The 21,341-nt window shown below is 70.1% G+C and carries 24 protein-coding genes and 1 pseudogene; 7 read left to right on the forward strand and 18 right to left on the reverse strand.

All coding sequences use genetic code 11. The annotated features are described in order from the left end of the window. Nucleotides 1-34: 34 nt before the first annotated feature. The 13 genes from AB0J91_RS27105 to AB0J91_RS27165 form a co-directional block, all read right to left on the reverse strand. A complete protein-coding gene (locus AB0J91_RS27105; RefSeq protein ID WP_363874261.1) occupies nucleotides 35-1,417 on the reverse strand; it encodes an MFS transporter in 1,383 nt (460 codons plus the stop codon). 146 nt (nucleotides 1,418-1,563) lie between these two features. Then, nucleotides 1,564-2,100 carry a dienelactone hydrolase family protein gene (locus tag AB0J91_RS27110; protein WP_363874264.1) on the reverse strand — a complete coding sequence of 179 codons (537 nt, stop codon included), beginning with the start codon at nucleotides 2,098-2,100 and terminating at the stop codon, nucleotides 1,564-1,566. A gap of 13 nt (nucleotides 2,101-2,113) precedes the next feature. Further along, nucleotides 2,114-3,748, reverse strand: coding sequence for a thiamine pyrophosphate-binding protein (locus AB0J91_RS27115; RefSeq protein WP_363874267.1), 1,635 nt, complete (start codon nucleotides 3,746-3,748; stop codon nucleotides 2,114-2,116). 18 nt (nucleotides 3,749-3,766) lie between these two features. Continuing rightward, the gene (locus AB0J91_RS27120; protein WP_363874270.1) at nucleotides 3,767-4,543 is read right to left on the reverse strand and encodes an SDR family oxidoreductase; all 777 of its coding nucleotides are present in this window, start codon (nucleotides 4,541-4,543) and stop codon (nucleotides 3,767-3,769) included. A 10-nt stretch (nucleotides 4,544-4,553) separates the two neighbouring features. After that, nucleotides 4,554-5,300 (reverse strand): 3-oxoacyl-ACP reductase family protein, encoded by a 747-nt coding sequence (locus AB0J91_RS27125; RefSeq protein WP_363874273.1) that lies wholly within the window; start codon nucleotides 5,298-5,300, stop codon nucleotides 4,554-4,556. After that, nucleotides 5,294-6,094: an alpha/beta fold hydrolase gene (locus AB0J91_RS27130; protein ID WP_363874276.1), complete on the reverse strand. Its 801-nt coding sequence runs from the start codon at nucleotides 6,092-6,094 to the stop codon at nucleotides 5,294-5,296. The genes AB0J91_RS27125 and AB0J91_RS27130 overlap by 7 nt, the downstream gene beginning before the upstream one ends. Then, nucleotides 6,091-6,873, reverse strand: a complete 783-nt coding sequence (locus AB0J91_RS27135; RefSeq protein WP_363874279.1) for an aspartate dehydrogenase domain-containing protein — start codon at nucleotides 6,871-6,873, stop codon at nucleotides 6,091-6,093. The genes AB0J91_RS27130 and AB0J91_RS27135 overlap by 4 nt, the downstream gene beginning before the upstream one ends. Then, on the reverse strand, nucleotides 6,870-7,805 hold the full coding sequence (locus tag AB0J91_RS27140; protein WP_363874282.1) for a VOC family protein: 936 nt from the start codon (nucleotides 7,803-7,805) through the stop codon (nucleotides 6,870-6,872). The genes AB0J91_RS27135 and AB0J91_RS27140 overlap by 4 nt, the downstream gene beginning before the upstream one ends. 15 nt (nucleotides 7,806-7,820) lie before the next feature. Next, the gene (locus AB0J91_RS27145) at nucleotides 7,821-8,876 is read right to left on the reverse strand and encodes a Rieske 2Fe-2S domain-containing protein (RefSeq protein ID WP_363874285.1); all 1,056 of its coding nucleotides are present in this window, start codon (nucleotides 8,874-8,876) and stop codon (nucleotides 7,821-7,823) included. Then, the gene (locus AB0J91_RS27150) at nucleotides 8,876-9,100 is read right to left on the reverse strand and encodes a recombinase-like helix-turn-helix domain-containing protein (protein ID WP_363874288.1); all 225 of its coding nucleotides are present in this window, start codon (nucleotides 9,098-9,100) and stop codon (nucleotides 8,876-8,878) included. Before AB0J91_RS27150 ends, AB0J91_RS27145 begins: the two co-directional genes overlap by 1 nt. 42 nt (nucleotides 9,101-9,142) lie before the next feature. Beyond that, the gene (locus AB0J91_RS27155) at nucleotides 9,143-9,385 is read right to left on the reverse strand and encodes a hypothetical protein (protein WP_363874291.1); all 243 of its coding nucleotides are present in this window, start codon (nucleotides 9,383-9,385) and stop codon (nucleotides 9,143-9,145) included. 13 nt (nucleotides 9,386-9,398) lie between these two features. After that, nucleotides 9,399-10,337: a PDR/VanB family oxidoreductase gene (locus AB0J91_RS27160; RefSeq protein ID WP_363874293.1), complete on the reverse strand. Its 939-nt coding sequence runs from the start codon at nucleotides 10,335-10,337 to the stop codon at nucleotides 9,399-9,401. Between the two features lie 30 nt (nucleotides 10,338-10,367). Then, on the reverse strand, nucleotides 10,368-10,889 hold the full coding sequence (locus AB0J91_RS27165) for a cupin domain-containing protein (RefSeq protein WP_363874296.1): 522 nt from the start codon (nucleotides 10,887-10,889) through the stop codon (nucleotides 10,368-10,370). A gap of 222 nt (nucleotides 10,890-11,111) precedes the next feature. Between AB0J91_RS27165 and AB0J91_RS27170 the strand changes: the two genes are divergently transcribed. Next, a complete protein-coding gene (locus AB0J91_RS27170) occupies nucleotides 11,112-12,590 on the forward strand; it encodes an aldehyde dehydrogenase (RefSeq protein ID WP_363874299.1) in 1,479 nt (492 codons plus the stop codon). A 13-nt stretch (nucleotides 12,591-12,603) separates the two neighbouring features. On the opposite strand, the gene AB0J91_RS27175 is transcribed toward AB0J91_RS27170, so the two are convergent. The 3 genes from AB0J91_RS27175 to AB0J91_RS27185 form a co-directional block, all read right to left on the reverse strand. Next, a complete protein-coding gene (locus AB0J91_RS27175) occupies nucleotides 12,604-13,140 on the reverse strand; it encodes a MarR family transcriptional regulator (protein ID WP_363787997.1) in 537 nt (178 codons plus the stop codon). Between the two features lie 432 nt (nucleotides 13,141-13,572). Beyond that, on the reverse strand, nucleotides 13,573-14,019 hold the full coding sequence (locus AB0J91_RS27180) for a hypothetical protein (protein ID WP_363874302.1): 447 nt from the start codon (nucleotides 14,017-14,019) through the stop codon (nucleotides 13,573-13,575). Nucleotides 14,020-14,057: 38 nt separating this feature from the next. Further along, a complete protein-coding gene (locus AB0J91_RS27185; RefSeq protein ID WP_363874305.1) occupies nucleotides 14,058-14,300 on the reverse strand; it encodes a LapA family protein in 243 nt (80 codons plus the stop codon). 511 nt (nucleotides 14,301-14,811) lie between these two features. On the opposite strand from AB0J91_RS27185, the gene AB0J91_RS27190 reads away from it, so the two are divergent. Further along, nucleotides 14,812-15,315, forward strand: a complete 504-nt coding sequence (locus tag AB0J91_RS27190) for an SRPBCC family protein (RefSeq protein ID WP_363874308.1) — start codon at nucleotides 14,812-14,814, stop codon at nucleotides 15,313-15,315. Nucleotides 15,316-15,457: 142 nt separating this feature from the next. Beyond that, nucleotides 15,458-15,586 (forward strand): annotated as a pseudogene (locus AB0J91_RS27195) (IS481 family transposase); the annotation flags it as partial. Here the strand turns inward: AB0J91_RS27195 and AB0J91_RS27200 are convergent. Further along, nucleotides 15,583-16,038 carry a VOC family protein gene (locus tag AB0J91_RS27200; RefSeq protein ID WP_363874311.1) on the reverse strand — a complete coding sequence of 152 codons (456 nt, stop codon included), beginning with the start codon at nucleotides 16,036-16,038 and terminating at the stop codon, nucleotides 15,583-15,585. The pseudogene AB0J91_RS27195 and the gene AB0J91_RS27200 overlap by 4 nt on opposite strands. A gap of 231 nt (nucleotides 16,039-16,269) precedes the next feature. Between AB0J91_RS27200 and AB0J91_RS27205 the strand changes: the two genes are divergently transcribed. The 4 genes from AB0J91_RS27205 (at nucleotide 16,270) to AB0J91_RS27220 (ending at nucleotide 20,868) form a co-directional block, all read left to right on the forward strand. Next, entirely contained in the window at nucleotides 16,270-17,046 is a 777-nt protein-coding gene (locus AB0J91_RS27205) for a 3-hydroxybutyrate dehydrogenase (RefSeq protein ID WP_363874314.1), read from the forward strand. A 46-nt stretch (nucleotides 17,047-17,092) separates the two neighbouring features. Further along, nucleotides 17,093-18,424 carry an MFS transporter gene (locus AB0J91_RS27210; protein ID WP_363874317.1) on the forward strand — a complete coding sequence of 444 codons (1,332 nt, stop codon included), beginning with the start codon at nucleotides 17,093-17,095 and terminating at the stop codon, nucleotides 18,422-18,424. A 79-nt stretch (nucleotides 18,425-18,503) separates the two neighbouring features. After that, the gene (locus AB0J91_RS27215; protein ID WP_363874320.1) at nucleotides 18,504-20,396 is read left to right on the forward strand and encodes a GAF domain-containing protein; all 1,893 of its coding nucleotides are present in this window, start codon (nucleotides 18,504-18,506) and stop codon (nucleotides 20,394-20,396) included. A gap of 109 nt (nucleotides 20,397-20,505) precedes the next feature. Next, entirely contained in the window at nucleotides 20,506-20,868 is a 363-nt protein-coding gene (locus AB0J91_RS27220; RefSeq protein WP_363874323.1) for a hypothetical protein, read from the forward strand. A gap of 115 nt (nucleotides 20,869-20,983) precedes the next feature. Here AB0J91_RS27220 and AB0J91_RS27225 read toward each other — a convergent pair. Further along, nucleotides 20,984-21,341 (reverse strand): 2Fe-2S iron-sulfur cluster-binding protein (locus AB0J91_RS27225; RefSeq protein ID WP_363874326.1); only part of this gene is annotated, 358 nt, incomplete at its 5' end.

The following is a 21,341-nucleotide window of genomic DNA, read 5'->3' on the forward strand; positions in this document are numbered from 1 at the left end:
CGGAGCACCTGCTCATGACCCGCCTCGCCGACGTTCACGGGGACAGTTCTTCGAGAGTGCGTCCCTTGGTCTCCTCGGCGAAGGCCGCGGTGATCATCGTGCCGACGAGGCAGATCGCCGCGATGCTGGCGAACACCGCGGACAGGCCCGCTCCGCTGGAGAGCACCATCGCCACCACGATCGGGCCGGTGATGATGCCGAGCCGGTTGAACACCCCGCCCATGCTGCAGCCCAGCGCGCGGTTGCGGGTCGGGTACAGCTCCGGCGTGTAGAGGTAGAGGCTGATGTTGGCCGTGAAGCTGAACATCGCCGCGAACGCAGAGAACACCACGAGCTGACCGGCCGAGGTCACGCCCAGCAGCGCCAGCACGCCCAGCGCGACCGTGGTGCCGCCGAGCCCGATGCTCAGCACCACCCGGCGGCCGAGGCGGTCGATGGTCAGCGCCGCCAGCACGCAACCGGCCAGCCCGGCCACCGACGCGAACGTGCTGTACCACAGCGCGGTGCCGATCGGCAGGTGGAACACCTGCTTGTAGAGCGTCGGCAGCCACGACGTCAGCCCGTAGTTGGCCAGGTAGCCGACGAACCAGATCGTCCAGACCACGAGCGTGCGCCGCCGGTAGCGGCCGGTGAACAGGTCGCGCAGCGCTCCGTTGCGCGCCGACCCGGTGCCGACGACACCCGCCACCGGAGCCGGGGCCGGCAAGTCCTGGCCGGTGGAGGCGCGCACCTTCGCCTCGATCTGGGACATCACCTCGCACGCCTTGTCGTTCTGGCCGCGCGCGGCCAGCCAGCGCGGCGACTCCGGCACCTTGCGCTGCAGGAAGAACGCCGCGATGCCCGGGACCGCGGCGATCAGGAACAGCGCGCGCCACCCCCAGTTCGGCACGATCCACGCCGAGGCCAGCGCACCGACGGTCAGCCCGGCCGGGAACACCACCTCGTACATCAGCACGAAGCGGCCGCGCTTCTTGGCCCGGCTGAGCTCGGCGATGTAGGAGGCGGCGGTGGGGACCTCACCGCCGATCGCCAAGCCCTGCACGAACCGCATGATCAGCAGCGGCAGCAGCGCCGGGCTCAACGCCATGCCGAGGTTGCCCAGCGCGGTGATCACCACGCACAGCGTGATGACCCGGACGCGGCCGATGCGGTCGGCCAGCCAGCCCGAGGCCAGCGCACCGACCAGCATGCCGATCGACCCGACGGTGAGGGTGGCGGTGGCGCCCGCCGCCGAAAGCCCCCACTCGCGGGTGATCTCGGGCAGCGAGAACGCGATGAGCAGCTGGTCGAAGGCCTCGAAGAACGTCACCACGCCGATGATCAGGCGGATGCTCACGTGCCATCGCGACATCGGCAGCCGCTCGAGTCTGGCGGCGATGTCGTGCTGGACGGTGTGGTCGGGAGCGGAGATGCTCATGCGCCCCTCCTTTGGGACACGCATGCCACGGGTGGGCTCGTGGCATGAAACGGTAACTGCCGTGGCTTCGGGCGAGTCCGGTCGGTCTCGCGCGTGATGTCTCCTGGGTCTGGAGAACGGTCGTGGGATCCTCGTGATGGTTGTGGTCAGCCGATCCGGCCGTTGATGAGCCGGATCGCCTCGTCTCGCCGGTCGCGTGCGACTCCCGGGTGCCCGGTGTTGTCCAGCGGGTCGCACACCGCGGCCACCGGGAGCTCGTGGTCGGCCGCCGCCCGGGTCGCGAGCTCACCGCTGGTGCCGACGCCGAGCACCGCGGTGGTGCGCGCCGGGACGGCCAGCCTGCTGCCGAGGTGGTCGAGCGCACCGGCGACGTCCGCGGCCAGGTCGTCGTCGGCGAGCAGGGACATCGCGGCTTTCGCGGTCTCCTCGTGCTCGGGGCGGAACTCCTTGCCCCCGGTCTCGTAGTAGAGGTAGGGGGCGACGGCGACGTAGCCGCAGCGGGCCAGGGCCCGGCAGCAGTCCTCGATCGGTTCGGTCAGTCCGTAGGCGTCGTGCAGCACCACCACCGCCGCGCGCGGCGGGGTCCGCGGGAAGCGCACGAACAGCGGTGCGGCGGTGCGCAGCACCCGGCGCCCCCGGTTGGCGGGTCCGTGCGCGTGGTGGTGGGCCGGTTCGGTCGGCATCGCTGCGCCTCCTCTAGCTGGGCACGTGCACCGGCGGCACGAACGGGGACGGGGTCGGCTCCAAGGCCGTGACGTCGACCTCGATCAGGTACGGACCGCGTTCCTCGACGGCCTTGGTGAACGTCTCGGCGAACGATTCCGCGCGCTGGACCAGCGCGTACGGCAGGTCCAGCGCCTCGGCGAGGCGGCCGAAGTTCGGGGTGAACAGGTCCACCCCGGAACGCCGTCCGGCGTGCTTGTCCTGCATGTTGCGCAGCACCCCGTAGCCGCCGTCGTTGAACACCACGAGCACCATCCAGGGCTGTTCCTGGGCGAAGGTGGCCAGTTCCCCGAGGTGCACGCTCAGCCCGCCGTCGCCGGCCAGCACCAGCGTCGGTGCGTCCGGCGAGCCGAGCGCCGCGCCGATGCCGTGCGCGAGTCCCTGGCCGATGCCGCCGCCGACCGGGAACACGTTGGTGCGGGGATCGTGGATGTCCAGCAGCCGGTTGCCCCACTGGCTCGACGGGATCGTCACGTCCCGCGCGATCACCGACTCGGCGGGCAGCGTCGCCCGGATCGCGTCGCAGATCAGCGCGTAGGTGCCGATGCCCTCCCGCAGGTGCGCGCGCACGGCGGCGCGGGTGCGGGCGACCGCCTCCCGCCAGCCCTGCCCGGCGCCGGCGCTCCCGGCCAGCTCGGCGATCAGCTGCGGGAGCACCTGCTCGGCGGTGCCGACCAGACCCGCGGTGGCCGGGTGGACGCGCCCGACGGCGGCCGGGTCAACGTCGATCTGCACGTGGTCGGCGGGCAGCTCCAGCGCGTAGTGCTTGGTCTCGTTCGAGCGGAAGTGCGTCCCGATGGAGATCAAGAGGTCGGCCTCGGCCAGCAGCGGCGCCGCCGCCGGGTTGGCGGCGAAGTTGCCGACCACCAGCTCGTGGTCCTCCGGCACAACACCCCTGCCCGAGTTGCTGGTCAGCACGCCCGCGTCCAGGAGTTCGGCGAGCTCGCGCACCTGCTCACCCGCGCCGGTTCCGCCACCGCCGACCCACAGGATCGGCCGCTCGGCCGCCCTGATCAGCTCGGCGGCGCGCCGCAGCGCCTCCGGGTCCACGCCCGGTGTCTCCGCGCCCCGCTCAGCGGGTGCCGGGATGATCTCCTGCGCGGCATACTGCAGGTCGATCGGCCACTCCACGCTGGAGGGTCCGCAGGGCACCGACAGCGCGGTGCGCACCGCTCCCCGCAGCGCGGTCTCCGCCGCTTCCGGCTCGGTGATCGTGGCGGCGTGCTTGGACACCGCGCCGAGCATCGCGAGCTGGTCCTTGGTCTCGTGGATGACGCCGCGCCCCTGCCCGAGGTAGGGCGAGTCGATCTGACCCGTCACGTGCAGCACCCGGCTGCCCGCGGTCAGCGCCTCCACCAGCGCACCGGCGGCGTTGCCCGCCCCGGTGCCGGTGCTGGTGATCGCGACGCCGAGCCCGCCGGTGGCGCGGGCGTAGCCGTCGGCGGCGTTGACGGCGGCGGCCTCGTGCCGCACCGCCACGAACCGCAGTTCGCGGCTCACCGCTTCCACCAGCGGCAGGTTGTGGACGCTGACCACGCCGAACGCGGTGTCGACGCCGTTGTCGCGCATGACCTGGACGAGCAGGTCTCCGCCGTGATTTTGGGGCATGACAGTCCTCTTCGGTTGCTACAGGTATCGGGCGATGCCGCCACCGACGTCGATGGCGGTGCCGGTGAGGTAGGAGGCGCGCGGCGAGAGCAGCGCGACGACGGGGAAGGCGACCTCGTCGGCGGTGCCGAGCCGACCCAGCGGGATGCCGCGGTCGGCGGCCAGCTCGGCGCTCCACTCGGAGAAGTCCGCGGTGGAGCCGGATTGCTCGTAGCGGCGCCGCCACTGCCCGGTGTCGATCAGTCCGAGGCACACCGAGTTGACCCGGATGTCGTCGGCGGCGAGCTCACCGGCCAGCGTCTTGCTGAGGTTGAGCAGCGCGGCCCGCGCCGCCGAGGTGGCGGCCAGCCGCGCCTCGGGTTGGCGGGCCAGGATCGCGTTGATGTTGACCACCGACGCGGCGGTGGACTCGCGCAACCACGGCTGCGCCGCCCGGACCACGTGCAGGACGCTGAAGATCTTCAGCTCCAGCTCGTCGCACCACTGCCGGTCCTCGGTCTCGGCCAGCCGCGCCATCAACGAGCGCCCGGCGTTGTTGACCACCCCGTCGATCCCGCCGAACCGCTCGGCGGCGCCCTCGACGAACTCCTGCACGCCGTCGCTGTCGAGGACGTCGCACGCCCCGAGGTGCAGGTTGCCCGGCAGCCCGTCCAGGGCGGTCTTCAACCGCTCCGCGTCGCGCGCGCACGCCGCGACGTTGGCTCCCTCCGCCAGCAGCATCCTGGTGGTGGCCAACCCGACGCCGGAGCTCGCGCCGGTCACCAGCACGGTGCGACCGCTCAGGCCCAGATCCATGAAATCCTCCTCAACGGCATACGAACCCGCCGTCCACCAGCAGCGTTTGGCCGGTGATGTAGGCGGCGGCGTCGGACAGCAGGAAGCGCACCGCACCGACGAGGTCCTCGGGCTGCTGCGGCCGCGACAGCGCGCGGTTGATCCGGTAGAGCTCGTGGCGTTCGGCCGGAACCGCTTGCGTCGCTTCGCATTCGGTGATGCCGGGCGCGACGGCGTTGACGGTGATGCCGTCCGGACCCGCGTCGCGGGCCATCGCCCGCGTCATCGCCACGATCGCGCCCTTGGACGCCACGTAGTGCATCAGCCGGGGCGGCCCGTAGAAGGCGACGTCGGAGGCGATGTTGAGGATCCGGCCGCCACCGGCGGCCCGCAGCTGCGGGTAGAGCGCTCGCGACACCAGCCAGGTCCCGCGCAGGTTGACCGAGATGATCCGGTCGAACTCCTCGGGTTCGATGTCCTGGAAGTGCTTGCCGCCGACGCCGTCTGCCAGCGCGGCGTTGTTGACCACCCCGTGCGCACCGCCGAGCTCGGCGACCCGCTCCGCCAGCCGGCGAACCGAGTCGGGGTCGGACACGTCGGTGTCCACCCGGTGCACCGGGACGCCGCGCTCGGCGAGCTCGGCCACCGCTGCCTGCGCGAACTCCGGGTTGCGCTCGGCGATCACCAGGTGCGCCCCGGCGTCGGCCAGGTCGTGCGCGATGGCCAGGCCCAGGCCGCGGCCCGCTCCGGTGACCACCACCAGTCGTCCGTTCAGCACGGCGCACCTCCGCCGCCATCGACCTCGGCGAGGAAGCGCCGCACGACGGCGTTGAACTCCTCGGGTTTCTCCTGGTTGGCCGCGTGTCCCGCGTCGGGGATCTCGACCAGCCGGGCGCCCGGGATCTGCTCGGCCAGCGCGCGGCTCTCGGCCACCCCGGTCACCTGGTCCTGGGCTCCGACGATCACCAGCGTCGGGGTTGTGATCCGCGGCAGCTGGGCGGAGTGGTCGGTCGCGGCCATCACCCGCGCGGCGTTGCGGTAGCCGGGCAGGCGCACCCGCGACATCAGAGCGACGACCTGGTCGACGACCGGCGGCGCGGCACCCGGCGCGGTCAGGCGCGGTCCCCGCACGGCGGCGAAGGCGCCCGCCCCGCGGGTGCGCAGCTCCTCGACCCGCGATGCCATCGCCTCGCGGCCCGCGTCCGTGCGGCCGGACCCGCGGGAGGAGTCGGCCAGGACAAGCGAGCGCAGCACCTCCGGTGCGCGCAGCGCGACCCGGGTGGCGATCACCCCGCCCCAGGACACCCCGAGCAGGTGCGCAGGCGCGACGTCCCGATCGCGCAGGAGCGCGATGACCGCGTCGGCGTAGGCGTCGAGGTCCGGTTCGCCGGGCAGGTCGGCGGAGCGCCCGTAACCCGGGGCGTCCCACGCGATCACCCGGTGGTCACCGGCCAGGCCCGACAGCTGCGCGGTGAAGGCCTCGGCCGCACCGCCGATCCCGTGCAGCAGCACCAGGGGCGTACCGCTGCCCGCTTCCACGACGTCCACTTCGGACGCACTCGCCCGGGTCATGCGAACGCTCCGGTGGGTTGGGCCAGCCGGGCCAGGCAGGCCAGCACCGCGTGCGGCACCACACCGCTGGTGGCCGGGTTGTCCGGTGACGGGTGGTTGCGGATCTCGAACCGGTAGCTGCCCGCGCTCCCGGCGGCGGTGATGACGTGGCTGGTCAGCGGCGCGTTCGGGTCGGCGACCACGGTCGCTTCCACCAGGTCCCAGTCCCCCACCGCCAGCGCCACCGAGGCCGCGACGTTGGCCGAGGCCGGGAACGCGGCCGTGACCTCGCGGGCCGGGGCCCGCATCAGCTGGACCGGTTCGTCGGTGGTGCGCAGCCGCTGCGCGGCGGGCTCGTCCATCCACTTCTGGATCAGCGCGGGCGCCTTCTTGGTGGTCACGATGCGCACCGCGTCCAGCCCGCCCATCCGCGCGGTCGCGGCCAGCGCGTCGAGCCCGCCGATCGCGCCGCTGCACAGGTGCAGCCGGCCGGGGCCGGTGTCGCGGAGCTTGGCCAGCAGCGCGTCGTCGGCCAGCGCGCCGACCGACACCACCAGCAGGTCGGTCCCGGCGGCCACGATGGAGGGCCCGAGCTCGGCCAGTGCGCGCTGACCGGCGCACTCGACGATCAGGTCCGCCTGCGCGATCGCGGACTCGACGTCCAGCACCGGAAGCCCGGGCGGGTCAGTCGGTTCGGCGTGCACGACTCCGATGAGCTCGGCGCCGGCGACCTGCCCGCTCTGCACCGCGCGCGCCACGACGCCGCCGATGGCGCCGCAGCCGAGGATCGCCACCTTCATGCCCGCACCCACTCCCGGTAGCCGGTGTCGGGCTTGCCCGCCATGTGCGCGCGGGCGTCCTTCGACGGCGGGCCGGCGGTGCCCCACTGGTCGGACAGCTCCGCGGTGCGGCGCCACACCCGGCACAGCCAGGCGTCCTCTTCGACCTGGGCGACGTCGGAGGTGTACTCGCAGACCAGTCCGGCCGGGTCGGCGAAGTAGGAGAAGGTGTTCGAACCGGGCCCGTGCCGTCCCGGCCCCCACAGCGGGGTGATGCCGTTGTGCTTGAGCCGCCCGATGCCGCGCATGAAGTGGTCCATCGACGGCATCTCGTAGGCGACGTGGTTGATCGAGGTCCACTCGGCCTGGTTGAAGGCGATCACGTGGTGGTCGGAGTTGCAGCGCAGGAACGCCATCTGGTGCTCCGACCAGTCCGAGATCCGCATGCCGAGCACCCGCGTGTAGAAGTCGCAGGCGGCGTCGATGTCGACGGTGTTGAGCACCACGTGCGCCACCTTGCGCGGCACCGCGGGAAGACCGTTGGGGTCTTGAGCCACGACGGCTTCGACGTTGCAGGAAAGCTCGACCAGCCGGCCTTCCAGGTCGACGAAGCGCAGCCCGTAGCCGCCGCCGATCTGCTCCAGCGGGCCGGGCTCGGCGAGCATCGGAATCCCCAGGCCCGCCAGGCGTTTTCCGGCCTCGTCGATCTCGGCGGGCGTGCCGACGGCGAAGGCGATCTTGCCGAGCCCGTTCTGCTCGGCTTGCTGCAGCTCGACGATGTGGTGCTCGGAACCGGTGCCGCGCAACCACGCGACGTCCCGGTCGGTCTCGACCGGGGTGAGGCCCCAGACCTCGTGGTAGAACTCGGCGGCTTCGGCGAACCGCTCGGTGCGCAGGCTGACCGAGCGCAGCGACCGGAGCTTCACCACCGGTCCGTCATCGGGCAATCGCATGTTCGGGCACTCCAATCAGCGGGCGGCCGCGCGGGCGGGTGTGCGCTCGTCGCGGGCGGCTGCCGCAGTGGCCTGGCGCTTGGCTTCGGCGCGCAGCACCCGGCGCAGCCGGACGAGGGCGATGTCGTGCTGGTAGAGGTTTTCGCGGGCCCAGGCGTCGTCGGGCATGCCTTCGGCCATCACCCGGTCCTGCTCGAGCACCTGCCAGTGCCGAGCCTCGATCCGGTTCTTGTACAGGAACCGCCAGCTGTCCCGCTGCCAGCCGCTGACCTTGCGGCAGCGCCAGAAGAAGCCGGCGTGCTGCTGCTCGTTGATCGCGGTGACGCAGGCGACGATGGTGAACGGCCCTCCCGGACCGGCCGTTTCCGGGTACGGGATGTCGAGGGTGACCGACTGCAGGCCGCCGGTGTCGATCCACTCAGACCAGTCGAAGTTGACGCCGCGCTGGTCGGTCTTCTCGAACACGAAACCAGTGTCGGTGTCGCGGATCTGGAAGGCGGCCTCGCGCTTGCCGGTGTACATGGTGTGGCTGTTGCGGTGCAGGAACGCGCCGTGCATCGGGTCGAGCAGGTTGTCCAGCGACAGCAGGTAGGAGGCGTCCCACTCGACGTAGCACAGGAAGGCGTCCCACTCCCCTCCGCCGATCGGTGCGGGGACCTGCAGCGGGGTGGGCTCGGCGTCCTCGTCGGAGCCGAACCAGGCGAAGATCGCTCCGGCGTGCTCCTCGGCGGGGAAGGTGCGCAGCGCTCGGCGGCCTTCCAGCGCGCACCCCGGGCTGCCGGGCACCGAGGCGACCACTCCGTCGCCGTCGAGCTGCACCCCGTGGTAGTTGCACGCGATCCGATCACCCATGTGCACGCCCATCGACAGCCGCGCCGCGCGGTGCGGGCAGCGGTCCTCCTGCACGTGCACGGCACCCGAACTGTCCCGCCACAGCAGCAGTTCTTCGCCCGCGCGTTCCAGCCGGGTCAGCTCGCCGGAGCGGACGTGGTGCGACGGGCACAGCGGGTACCAGCGATCCCGCAATCCGAGCAGCAGGAGGTCCTGCTCCGTCCGCAGCTTGGTCGTCATCAGATCTCCTTCGCACCGAGGCGAGCGAGCTCACCGGTCAACGTCTGCTCCGTCCAGTCCGAGCCGTCGGCCGGACGGACCCCGGTCTCGTTGAGCGCGGCGACCACGCCGGGCAGGTCGTGCACGCCTCGCCCGTAGATCGCCTCGAGTTCGTCGCCGAAGGCGTCGGCGTAGCTGGTGGTGGGCCCGAGCCGGGTCTGCACCGGCTCCAGGTTCAGCGACATGTCAGTTCTCCTCCAGTGCTTCGACACCGGTTCCCGTGCCTCCTAGCGCAGTGCGGCTCGACCGAGATCGGTCAGGGCCGCGGTGACGCGCTGACCGGTCGGCCCGGTCCGGGTTGCGCGCAACAAACCGGTCTGCACCAGGTATCGGGCGCTGCCCTGGTCGCAGCAGGGCAGTCCGTCGACGTAGAGGTCGGGTTCGCAGCTGCAGGTGATCTCGGCTCGGCCACCGGCGACGGCCCGCAACATGGCCCTCTGCCGGTGGTTGAGCGCTGCGACGGCGGTCATGGTCGTTCTCAATTCACAGGCTCAGCACCAGCTCGGCGGAGCGGCAGCGCGACACGCAGATCATCATCGTGTCGCCGGCTTCCCGCTCCCCCGGGCTGAGCACGTGGTCGCGGTGCTCCGGCTCGCCGCCGAGCACCTTGGTCTCGCAGGTCCCGCACACGCCTTCCTGGCAGGAGTTCGGGACTTCCACGCCAGCGTCGGCCAGCGCGTCGAGCACGGAGGCGTCCGGTCCGACGAACACCCGCACCCCGGAGTCCTCGCAGACGACCTCGAACCCGTCGTCCGATGTGGACTGGGGTTGCTCGGGCGCCCGGAACCGCTCGACGCGCAGCACCGACGGGTCGGGCAACGCCGATTCCACCGCGTTGATCAGCGGCTCCGGGCCGCAGCAGTACACCAGCGCGCCCGGCGCGAGGTCGGAGAGCTCGGCGCGGAGGTCCGGCGGACCGCCGTGCTCGTCGTCGGCGTGGACGCGGACCCGGTCGCCGCCGATCTCCCGCAGCTGCGGGACGAATGCCATGCTCTCCCGCGACCGTCCGCAGTAGAGCATCCGCCAGTCACCGTCGCGGTCAGCGAGCTCGGCGGCCATGGCCCGCATCGGCGTCACCCCGATGCCGCCCGCGATGAGGAGGTGGCGCTCGGCGGGTTCCAGCGGGAAGTTGTTCCGCGGCCCGTCGACCTGCAGCAGCGTGCCGGCGGTCAGCCGCTCGTGCACCCAGCTGCTGCCACCGCGCGAGTTCGGCTCCCGCAGCACCGCGACCGTCCAGCTGCGCCGATCGGCCGGGTCGCCGCACAGCGAGTACTCCCGCGTCATCCCGTTGCCCAGCTGCAGCGCCAGGTGCGCTCCCGGCTCCCACGCCGGGAGGTCGGCTCCCGCCGGGTCGCGGAACTCCACCTGCACCACACCCAAGGCCAGCCACGTCGTGCTGTGCACGCGAACTTCGTGGGACATGCTCCTCACCCGGACCTTCCTCGAGGCTTCTCAGTCGCGCGTGACGCCGTGCACCGGCGAGGTCGCCGGGTAGGTGGGCAGCTGCGGCTTCTGCGCGCCGATGACCACGCAGAACAGCGCATCGGTGTCGCCGATGGCCTTGAGGCTGCGCGGCACCCCGGCGGGCACCCGGATCAGGTCGCGGTAGCCGAGCACGCGGGTGGCGGTCTTGGTGCCGTCCTCGACGTCGTGCACGCTGACCTCCAGCTGCCCCTCCAGGACGAAGAAGACCTCTTCGACGTCGTGGTGGGTGTGCTCCGGGCCGACCGAGCCCACCGGCAGCCGCATGTTGGAGAAGGTGAAGTGCTCCGACGGCAGCGACCGGCTGTCGCCGTCGTGGTTGCCGGTGGCGCCGGAGCCGATGTAGCGGATCTGCGCGCGGCGGAACTCGTCGCCGGCCTTGGTCTGGAACGCCAGGGTGTCCCAGTCCTCGTGCCTGCTCGCCCGGGAGGCGATGCAGGAGTCGATCAGCCCGTCCAGGTCGGTGTGCGCCTTGGCGTCTGCAGCGGTCATCGCGGCGACCTCCATAATCCCTTAGCGGTAAGTGAGCTAGCGGTGAGCAGTATTGCCAGACGGGCGTGACCCACGCAACCCCCTGCCGCAAGATTCCTTGTAGATCAGCTCATCGCTGCTGGTGAGAGCCCCGAACCACTTCCCGGAAAAGCGCGCCCTGTTGCGCTCATTCCCTTATCAGTAAGGTAACTGGTCATCGCCACTCAGACCTGGAGGTGCAGCATGACGAGTTCCGGGGTGCCGGATGAGATCCACGTCGCGGGCCGCTGGCGCGCGGGCCGCGGCAGACCGCTGGAATGCGTCGACCCGGCCACGGGCGAGGTCATCGCGAAGCTCACCGCGGCCTCACCGGGCGACGTCGCCGAAGCCGCCGAAGCCGGCGCCGCCGCAGCGGCCGACCCCGTCTGGCGCGACCTGCTCCCGCACGAGCGCGCCAGGTACCTGGCGCGCATCGGGGACCTGATCGAGGCGCACGCGGACGAACTCGCCCACCTGCAAACCCGCAACACCGGCAAGGCGCTGGCCGAGACCCGGGCCCTGGTGGGCAGCGCCGCCGGGACCTTCCGCTTCTACGCCGCCGCGCTGGAAACCACCGAGACCCCGCTGACACCAGCGCGCGGGCCGTACCTGACGATGAGCGTCGCCGAGCCGATCGGCGTGGTCGGCGCGATCACGCCGTGGAACTCCCCCATCGCCAGCGACGCGCAGAAGATCGCCCCCGCCTTGGCCGCGGGCAACGCCGTGCTGCTCAAACCCGCTGAAGCCACGCCGCTCGTCTCGCTCGCGCTGGCACGCCTCGTCGTGGAAGCCGGAGTGCCCCCGGCGCTGCTGTCGGTGCTGCCCGGCAAGGGATCGGTGGTCGGCGATGCGATCGTCCGGCATCCGCTGGTGGGCAAGGTGTCCTTCACCGGCGGCACCGACACCGGTCGCGCCATCGGCCGCCTCGCCGCCGACAAGTTCATGCCGCTGACCAGCGAACTCGGCGGCAAGTCGCCGACGATCGTGCTGGCCGACGCCGACCTGGAGCAGGCCGCGGCCGGGATCCTCTACGGGATCTTCTCCTCCAGCGGGCAGAGCTGCATCGCCGGTTCCCGGATCTTCGTGCCCGAAGGCCTCCACGACGAGTTCGTCGACCGGCTCGTCGCCGGTGCCCGACGACTGCGGGTCGGCCCCGGTACCGACCTGGCCACCCAGGTGGGTCCGCTCGTGACCTTCGAGCACCGCGACCGCGTCGCGGCGATGGTCGACCGGGCGCGCGCCGAAGGAGCCACCGTGCTCTGCGGCGGCGAAGCGCCCGACGACCCGGCCCTGGCGCACGGCGCCTACTACCTGCCGACGCTGCTGAGCGGACTGGACAACGACTCGCTGACCTGCCAGGAGGAGATCTTCGGACCGGTCGGTGTCGTGCTGCCCTACCGCGACGAGGACGACCTGATCGCCCAGGCCAATGCCACGATCTTCGGGTTGGCCTGCGGAATCTGGACCCGCGACTACCGGCGGGCCTGGCGCTTGGCCCGGTCCATCGATGCGGGCACGGTGTGGATCAACACCTACAAGCAGTTCAGCATCGCCACGCCGTTCAGCGGGATGAAGGCCAGCGGCGTGGGCACCGACAAGGGCCGCGACGCGATCCTGCGCTACACGCGGCAGAAGAGCATCTACTGGGGACTCGACGAAGACCCGCTGCCCTGGGCGCGGTGATCCTCGCGCCCGGTCACTCGGCGGTCTCGGCCTGGGCCGCCGAGTGATCGAGCGAGCCCTCCAGGCGGCTGAGCAGGTCCGCCAGGCGTTCTTGCTCCGAGGCCGTCAGGCCGGACAGCATCCGGGCTTCGTTGGCGAAGTGCGCGGCGCTGACCCGGTCGACGAACGCCAACCCCTCATCGGTCAGCTGCACGTGGACCGTGCGGCGATCCCGCTCGTCGCGCTCGCGGGACACCAGCCCGGCCGCGGCAAGCTTGTCCACCCGCTGCGAGATCCCGCCGGTGGTCACCAGCGCGACATCGGCCAGTTCACCAGCCGTGCGCCGGTACGGGCTGCCCGCTCGACGCAGCGACGCCAAGATGCTGAAACCGGCCATCGTCAGGTCGAACGACTGGAAGAGCTGGTTCAGCTGGTCCTGGTACCGGTGGAAGGCGCGGTGCAGACGTCCGAACACCGCCATCCCCGACGCATCGACGTCCGGGCACTCCCGCTGCCACTCCGCCAGCATGAAGTCCACTGCATCCGGCCGGGACCGGTTGCGTCGCGCCACCTCGGCCACCTCCGCGCTCAAGAGACTATTTCACCCCTAAGAATAACAGCGCTAACATAACCACTGCGCGAGGCACAGGAGCAGCGATGCCCGTGACCCTCGAAGCCCGTTGCGCCACCACCGGAGCGACTGGGGTGGAGTTTCGGTATCGCACGGAGTTCGAGGGGTCTCCGATCGGTCCACTTCACATCGCAATGGGGCGGCCGCCAGCCGCTTCACGCGTGGCAGCAACGGTTTCCGCCTGGACGCGCTCGAGAGCGCCGTGAACGGCGTGCGCTCATCCCGTTTCGGACCGAGCCAGGTGGATCAGGGTTCTCGGCCGTGCTTGACTAAGCGACCTGCGCACGAGACACCCGCTGACACCGGCGTGTTGCCGATGACGGCCACCCGCGTGGCACCGCGGCTGACGAGATCACGCTCTTCTCTCGCCCGCTACTCGCTGGACGCCGTCCTTCCGGAGGTCGGTTCCCGCAGGTGCGCGGCCAGCGCCCAGATCACGGCGACGTCGATCGCTATGATCAGCAGCGCCCACACCGGTTCGTACGGGATGAACAGGAAGCTCCCGAGGGCGCTGAGACCAGCGATGATCATGCCGACCACGCGCGCCCACGACTGGCCGGCTCCCAGCGCGCCTCCGGTGAGCGCGAGCAGGATTCCCAGCCCCAGGTGCACCCAGCCCCAGACCGTGGGGTCGATGGTGAACGCGTAGTTCTCGGTGACCACGTAGTAGTAGGAGCTTTGCAGCAGTGCCGCGAGTCCGACGATGACGTGGAAGAAACCGATGATGACCAGCATGATGGCGGCGAACAGCTCCAGCCCGCCTGCCCAGTGCTGCTTCGCGGTCGGGTAGCGGGCGGCGCCATGTCCTGCCTGTGCCACGGCCCTCATCTCCTTCGTGCTTCCAGACGGCCGGTTGATCATTTCCTGGAACGGCTCACCAGCAGTCCGATGACGACGCCGACGATCAGCATCACCGCCAGCGCCGTCCACACCGGCATCGTCACCACCGGGATGAACAGCCTGATGTCCACCGAGTGCCGGTTCTCGACGATGAGCACCACCGCCAGCGCGGCGAGCACCAAACCCGTTGCCACGTGCGGTGAAAGCCAGTGCCGGCGGCTCGACTCGGCAGGCGATCTCCGACTGGTGCGATCGCTCATTGCTCAGCTCCTACCCGCTCGGGAGGGCCCGGGACCAGGGACGGGCTGTCCGGCAGGACCGCCAGGATCCCGAACCCCCAGGCGCGCCAACGGCTCCGCCCCAGCCCTGTCGACACGATCACCTCGCAGGTCACGACGACCCCGATCCCAGGATGCGAGGCCCGGCCTGCGCCCACCAGAGTCCAACGACCCGAATCCGCGCCCGACGAGCGGGCCCTGGTCATCGTCGGAGCCTGGAGCTTCCCGCCACCCCGGACCGATCAGCTCGCCGCCAGTGCGCGCGGTACCGCTGCGGATCTAGGCCTGAGTGATTCGGTGGAGCTCACACCAGCAGGTGGAAGCGACGGGAAGTGCGCAAACCACCGTGGCCGCGCCCGGCTGGGCGCCCGGCTTCGGCGCGCGAACTCCGCCAGAGCCAGTCAGTTGTTGCGGGGCAGCAGGTTGATGACAGTGGTTGCTCGCATATCGCCCGTTGGCTATATTGCCTTCAATGAATAGAGAGATGGGAAGCTTGACCCGCACAGCCAACGGACTCGCGACAGTCTCCTTCGTTCGGATGTTCCCGCATCCGCCCGAAAAGGTATGGCGAGCCCTGACCCAACCTGAGCATCTCGCGGGGTGGTTCGCGCAGTACCTCGATTTCAACCGGTCACGCTTGGAGTTCGGTGAGGAAGGTTCTAAGCTGGAGTTCCGTCCGAAACCTGCTGAAAGCCAGATCCCTGCGGAAACGGGGCGTGTGGAACGTTGCCGACCTCCTTCGCTGCTCGAGTACACGTGGGGAGAAGAGGCGCTTCGCTGGGAGCTCGAACCCGACGGCCCCAGCGGTTGTCGTGTCACCTTCACCAACACATTCGCCGACCCCTCGTTCGCGCCGTTCAACGCCCTTGGATGGCATACCGGGCTCGACCGCTTGCGAGCGGTGCTTGACGACGACGATCCGTCGAGCGTGTACCTCGAGGTCAGCGAGACCGCCGCGAGCGAGCTTCAGCAACGGTACGAACGGGCTTTCGCATGAGCGCCGCACCACAGGAACTGTTCGGCGTGCTGGCCGAGCCACGCCGCAGGAGGATTCTCGATCTACTGCTCCAGGAGGATCTCCCCGCTGGCGTAATTGTTGACTCCTTCGAGGACGTTTCTCAGCCAACTGTCTCCAAGCCCGATCAGCAGCCATCGCCGTCTGGAACATCCACTACAACCATCACCGACCCCGCTCAGGCGCTGGCGGGCAGCCACCGGCTTCACGCTTACGAGGCGGCGTCACCAACGTCGTGCCCTCATACAGCTAGTCGCCTGAACCTGCCGACGGGTCGGCGAAGATCCCTTCCAGCATGCCGGTGGCCTGCCCGACCTCGATGAGATACCCGTCGGGATCGCGCATGTAGCAGCGGATCTCCGCCTTGCGGTCGATCGGCTCGGTGAGGAACTCCGCACCCTTCTCCCGCGCCTGCGCGTAGAAGGCGGCGATGTCGGCTACGCGTACGTTCATGAACGCCGAGACGGTGCCGGTGCGCTCCGGCGGCTGCAGCGTGATGCCGGGCTTGTCGGGGGTGGGGCCACCGCCGGGGTTCATGATGATCCAGCTGTTGGCCACCTTGACGATGCACGGGTTCTCCTCGAGCACCACGTCGCCGCCCAGCACCGCTGCGTAGAACTCCCGCGCGCGGACGACGTCGTGGACCGTCAGGAAGTGCGTCATGACGAGCCCCTGCTCCGGAACCGGCCACCTGTCTCGTTCCACGACGCCCCCCGGAACACGTGGTGGTGCACGACCCCGCCCACTGTAGGTGCGGCCCGCCCCCGTCGCGTCCTGGGAAGACGAGCCCGGCCCCTGCTGCACGCACCCACAACAAGATCCCCGGACGCCCACGCCCGGGCCGGCGATGCATGTGGCACACCGACATGGACCTGGTCACGTTTGTGTGCGGGTGCCACATGCCATCCCTCGGGCGAGCGTCCTACCTTGTCCGTCATGACCACAAGTGACCCGCACAACACCGCGGCGAACGCGGGGGCGCTGGAGGGCAAGGTAGCCCTCGTCACCGGCGCCGCGGGTGGAATCGGCAAGGCCTGCGCCGAGGCGCTGGCCGCGGCCGGCGCCGCCGTGCACCTCGTCGACCAGCACAGCGCTGCGTCCCTCGCGACCGAGATCAGGGGCGAGTCCCACGTCGTCGACCTGGCGGATGCCGACGCGATCGCAGAACTACCTCGCGAGGTGGACATCCTCGTCAACAACGCCGGGTTGCAGCACGTGGCGCCGATCCACGAGTTCCCGGTCGAGCGGTTCTCCCTGATCCACAAGGTGATGGTCCTGGCGCCGTTCCTGCTCATGCAGCAGTGCCTTCCGCACATGTACGCCCAGCGGTGGGGGCGCCTGGTGCACATCTCCAGCGTGCACGGCCTGCGCGCGAGTCCGTACAAGTCGGCCTACGTCGCGGCCAAGCACGCGCTGGAGGGGTTGAGCAAGACCGCCGCGCTCGAAGGCGCCGAGTTCGGGGTGACGAGCAACTGCGTCAACCCCGGATACGTGCGCACGCCTCTGGTGGAGGACCAAATCGCCACCCAAGCACAGGCGCACCAGATCAGCGAGGACGAGGTGACCGAACGCGTCCTCCTCTCCCGAACCGGCATCAAGAAGCTGATCGAACCCAGCGAGGTCGCCAAATCCGTTCTGTGGCTGAGCGGCGACCAGTGCCCCTCGATGACGGGAAGCTCGTTGTCCCTCGACGGCGGGTGGACCGCGCACTGACCGTGCTGCTGCCAGACATCCTGCTCCAACGACGAAGCGGTGCATCATGACACAGGAACCCAAACCCGAACGCACATCGATTTCCAGAATCATCGGCGCCAGCCTGGTTGGCACCACGATCGAGTGGTACGACTTCTTCTTGTACGGCTCAGCCGCGGCGTTGGTGTTCAACAAGCTCTTCTTCCCGAACTCCGATCCGCTGACCGGGACGTTGTTGGCCTTCGGCACCTACGCGGCGGGGTTCGGCGCCCGGCCGCTGGGCGGCCTGGTCTTCGGGCACTTCGGCGACAAGGTCGGCCGCAAGCGGCTGCTGGTGCTCAGCCTGCTCCTGATGGGCGGTGCGACCTGCGCCATGGGCTTGCTGCCCACCTACGCCTCCGTCGGCATCGCGGCCCCGATCTTGTTGACCACCTTGCGTCTCGTGCAGGGCTTCGCGCTCGGTGGTGAATGGGGCGGTGCGGTTCTCATCGTCTCCGAACACGGTTCCCCGCAACGCCGCGGGTTCTGGGCGTCGTGGCCGCAGGCCGGCGCTCCAGGCGGAAACCTCCTGGCCACGGGAGTTTTGGCGATCCTGGCCGCAGTCCAGTCCGACCAGGCGTTCCTGGACTGGGGTTGGCGCATCCCGTTCCTGCTGTCCGGCGTGCTGGTCATGATCGGGCTGTGGATCCGGCTCTCGGTGACGGAGTCCCCGGTGTTCCTGGAGGCCGCGGAGCAGGCCCGGCGCAACTCAGCGGTGGTGCGCGCCCCGATCGCACGGGTGCTGCGGGACAACTGGCGCGAGGTTCTGATCTCGATGGGTGCGCGCATGGGCGAGAACACCGCCTACTACGTGATCACCGCCTTCATCCTCGTCTACCTCACCGGTCCGGTGGACCTGCCGAAGTCCGTGGGGCTCAACGCCGTGCTCATCGGGTCGATCGTGCACTTCGCGACGATCCCGCTGTGGGGGGCGCTCTCCGACCGATGGGGCCGACGTCCGGTGATCATCATGGGCGCGCTCGGCAGCGGCGCGTGGGCCTTCGCGTTCTTCGGGCTGCTCGACACCGCGTCTCCCGTGGTGATCACGCTGGCCACGACGGTCGGCTTGGTCCTGCACGGCGCGATGTACGGTCCGCAGGCCGCGTTCTTCACCGAGCTCTTCGGCACCCAGGTGCGCTACTCCGGCGCCTCCATCGGGTACCAGCTCGCGTCCGTCGTCGCCGGTGGGCTCGCACCGCTGATCGCCACGGCGCTGCTCAAGGGCTACGGCACGGCGGTGCCGGTCGCCCTCTACGTCGCGGCGGGAGCCGCACTCACGGTGATCGCCACCGCGATGTCCCGCGAGACCCGAGCGACCGGGCTGGGCTCGGTTGCGGAGCAGCCGAGCCAGACGGTCTAGCTCCGTCCTGCCTCGGGGGCACCAGCCGGCTCCCCCCGTCCCGGCTGGTGCCCCCGGTTCCACCGAGGAGAATGGGCGCATGGATCAGGCAGCAGCGGCGCTGCGGCGCCTGCTGACCTTGCTCGCGAACAACGCGCCGAGCGAGCAGGTCGCGCAGGTCGCCGTCACCGCCCGCACGTCCGGAGCGTCCGAGGCCGATCTCGAGGAGATCGAGAAGGCCAGCGAGCTCGCGCTCCGGGTGCACCACAAGGTCGCCGAACACGAACGCAGGCAAACGGAGTTGGCCGCGCTCTTCGACAGCGCCAGCGACCTGGCCGGGGTGCGCGACCTCAACGCGGTCCTCCGCTCGATCGTTCACCGCGCACGCATGCTGCTGGCCGCTGACATCGCCTACCTGTCGCTCAACGACGAAACGCGTGACGAGACCTACATGCGGGTGACCGACGGATCGATCTCGGCGCGCTTCCAGCAGGTCCGTCTCGGCATGGGCGAGGGCCTCGGCGGCCTCGTCGCGCAAACAGCCCGCCCGTACGCGACGGCCGATTACGCCGCGGACTCCCGGTTCGCCCACACCACTCCCATTGACGCTGCCGTCGACGAAGAAGGCCTGGTCGCCATCCTCGGCGTGCCGCTGTCGTTGAACGACGAGGTCATCGGTGTGCTGTTCGCGGCTTTCCGCACAGCGCACGACTTCTCACGCGATGAGGTGGCGCTGCTGGCGTCGCTGGCCGACCACGCGGCCATCGCGATCGACACCGCCCGGTTGATCGAGGAAACGCGCAAGGCGGTCGACGAGCTCAACGAGGCCAACGAAACGATCCGCAAGCACAACGAGGCGATGCAGCACTCCGAGCACGCCCACGACCGCCTCACCGATCTGGTGCTTCGCGGCGAGGACATCACCGAGGTCGCCGCAGCGGTCGCGACCATGTTCTCCGGCGGTCTGGTCGTCCACGATGCCGACGGCAACGAACTCGCGCGCGTCGGAACCGCTCCGCTGCCGCAACCGCACGAAGCGGTCACGGCCTCGCGCAAGGCCGGTCGAGCCGTGGCGCACGAGAACCACTGGGTGTACGCCGTTCTCGCCGGACCCGAACTCCTGGGCAGCATGGTCCTCACCAGATGCCCAGCGCTGTCGGACGTGGACCGGCGCGTCTTCGAACGCGCCGGCGTGGTCACCGCCCTGCTGCTCCTGCTCCAACGCTCCACCGCCGAAGCCGAGAACAAGGTCGGCGGTGAGCTGGTCGCCGACCTGCTCACCGCCCCGCAGCGAGATCCCGCGGGACTGGTGGTGCGAGCACGTCGGCTCGGCGTCGAACTCACGAGCCCGCATTCGGTGCTGGTGGCGCACGCCGAGGGCGTCCCGAGAGAGCGGCTGGCCACGGCCGTCGCCTGGAACGCCCGGGCCGCCGGTGGCGTCGCCGGTGCGCTCGAGGACCAGGTCGCGCTGCTGCCGAACACCGAACCCGGCAAGGCCGCCAAGGCCTTCGCCCGTGGGCTCACCGACTCCCTCGGTGCTCGCGTGACCGTGGGCGCAGCCGGTCCCGCCTCGGGGCCGCAAGCCCTCGCGCAGACCTACACCGAAGCCAGGAGGTGCGTGCGCGCGCTGCTCGCGCTCGATCGCCACGGCGATGGCGCGGCGATGGCCGATCTCGGATTCCTCGGGATGGTGCTCGGCGAAAGAGCCGACGCGCGCCGCTACATCCGGTCGGTCCTCGGGCCCGTGCTCGACTACGACGCGCAGCGCGGAACAGAGCTGATCGAGACGCTCGAGGCCTACTTCGCCTCCCACATGAACCTCAACCGCACCAAGGACCGCCTCCAGATCCACGTCAACACCGTCTCGCAGCGCTTGGAGCGCATCGGAACACTCCTCGGCGACGGTTGGCAGGAACCGGACGGTTCGCTGGAGGTCCAACTCGCGCTGCGCCTCAACAAGATCATCGACGATGACCCCGCCGGCCACGACTGAAGGCGATCGCCCGTGGTCACCGCACTCGCGCCGGCCGAGGCGCGGGGGTTTGGGCCCGCCGCACAGCGGGTAACAACAAGCCCGACCAGCTTGGCAAAGGTGGGAAGCCATGGCTCAACATCCCCTCGAAGACATGTACGCCGCCCGTGAATCGCTCGACAGCGCCGTGAGGAATTGTGCTGATGCGGACCTGGCGGCGTTGGACTGGCCTCCCTTCGGTGCGGCGTTGCTCGGTGTGTTGGGGTCCTTGCACAACCTCGCCCACGAGTTGACCAACAAGCTCGATCAAGTCGATCGCGACCGCCTGTACCGGGAAGCGCTGCGCGACCACCCGCACGAAGCTCTGGACCGCGCGATCGGAGACCTCGAAAAGATGAACGGGGTTCTCACCTCAGCGATGAGGCACGCCGGGGAGTACTGGGAAGAAGCTCAGCAGATGCACGAGTACATCTCTCCCCGCGAGCGGGAGTGAGACCGGACTCGGAGAAATCACCGCCGGCTCGAGCACCACGACCATCATCACCGTCAGGGGACGACCGCCCCGGACTTGTTGAGTCCGGGGCGTCTCTCGTCGTTTTGTCAGCAGGTCACATGTTCTGGGCGGCTTGTTTGATGGCCTGGCGGATCCGGCCGTAGGTGCCGCAGCGGCAGACGTTCTCGATCTTGTCGATGTCCGCGTCGGTCGGCTCGCTGGTCTCGTTGATCAGCGCGACGGCCTGCATGATCTGTCCCGGCTGGCAGAAGCCGCACTGCGCGACGTCCCGGTCCAACCACGCCTGCTGCACCGGGTGCAGCTCGTCGTCGTCGGCCAGGCCCTCGATCGTGGTGATCTCGGTGCCGTCGGCGTCGGCGGCCTTGACCATGCAGGTCTGGACGGCCTCGTCGTCCTGCAGGCAGGTGCAGGCGCGGCAGACGCCCACACCGCAGCCGTACTTGGGACCGGTG

This window comes from Saccharopolyspora sp. NPDC049357 (assembly GCF_040677225.1).
Taxonomy (GTDB): domain Bacteria; phylum Actinomycetota; class Actinomycetes; order Mycobacteriales; family Pseudonocardiaceae; genus Saccharopolyspora.

Coding starts and splice junctions, on each gene's coding strand:
- AB0J91_RS27105 (WP_363874261.1), bottom strand. CDS start 1,417: ATGAGCATCTCCGCTCCCGACCACACCGTCCAGCACGACATCGCCGCC.
- AB0J91_RS27110 (WP_363874264.1), bottom strand. CDS start 2,100: ATGCCGACCGAACCGGCCCACCACCACGCGCACGGACCCGCCAACCGG.
- AB0J91_RS27115 (WP_363874267.1), bottom strand. CDS start 3,748: ATGCCCCAAAATCACGGCGGAGACCTGCTCGTCCAGGTCATGCGCGAC.
- AB0J91_RS27120 (WP_363874270.1), bottom strand. CDS start 4,543: ATGGATCTGGGCCTGAGCGGTCGCACCGTGCTGGTGACCGGCGCGAGC.
- AB0J91_RS27130 (WP_363874276.1), bottom strand. CDS start 6,094: ATGACCCGGGCGAGTGCGTCCGAAGTGGACGTCGTGGAAGCGGGCAGC.
- AB0J91_RS27135 (WP_363874279.1), bottom strand. CDS start 6,873: ATGAAGGTGGCGATCCTCGGCTGCGGCGCCATCGGCGGCGTCGTGGCG.
- AB0J91_RS27140 (WP_363874282.1), bottom strand. CDS start 7,805: ATGCGATTGCCCGATGACGGACCGGTGGTGAAGCTCCGGTCGCTGCGC.
- AB0J91_RS27145 (WP_363874285.1), bottom strand. CDS start 8,876: ATGACGACCAAGCTGCGGACGGAGCAGGACCTCCTGCTGCTCGGATTG.
- AB0J91_RS27150 (WP_363874288.1), bottom strand. CDS start 9,100: ATGTCGCTGAACCTGGAGCCGGTGCAGACCCGGCTCGGGCCCACCACC.
- AB0J91_RS27155 (WP_363874291.1), bottom strand. CDS start 9,385: ATGACCGCCGTCGCAGCGCTCAACCACCGGCAGAGGGCCATGTTGCGG.
- AB0J91_RS27160 (WP_363874293.1), bottom strand. CDS start 10,337: ATGTCCCACGAAGTTCGCGTGCACAGCACGACGTGGCTGGCCTTGGGT.
- AB0J91_RS27165 (WP_363874296.1), bottom strand. CDS start 10,889: ATGACCGCTGCAGACGCCAAGGCGCACACCGACCTGGACGGGCTGATC.
- AB0J91_RS27170 (WP_363874299.1), top strand. CDS start 11,112: ATGACGAGTTCCGGGGTGCCGGATGAGATCCACGTCGCGGGCCGCTGG.
- AB0J91_RS27185 (WP_363874305.1), bottom strand. CDS start 14,300: ATGAGCGATCGCACCAGTCGGAGATCGCCTGCCGAGTCGAGCCGCCGG.
- AB0J91_RS27205 (WP_363874314.1), top strand. CDS start 16,270: ATGACCACAAGTGACCCGCACAACACCGCGGCGAACGCGGGGGCGCTG.
- AB0J91_RS27210 (WP_363874317.1), top strand. CDS start 17,093: ATGACACAGGAACCCAAACCCGAACGCACATCGATTTCCAGAATCATC.
- AB0J91_RS27215 (WP_363874320.1), top strand. CDS start 18,504: ATGGATCAGGCAGCAGCGGCGCTGCGGCGCCTGCTGACCTTGCTCGCG.
- AB0J91_RS27220 (WP_363874323.1), top strand. CDS start 20,506: ATGGCTCAACATCCCCTCGAAGACATGTACGCCGCCCGTGAATCGCTC.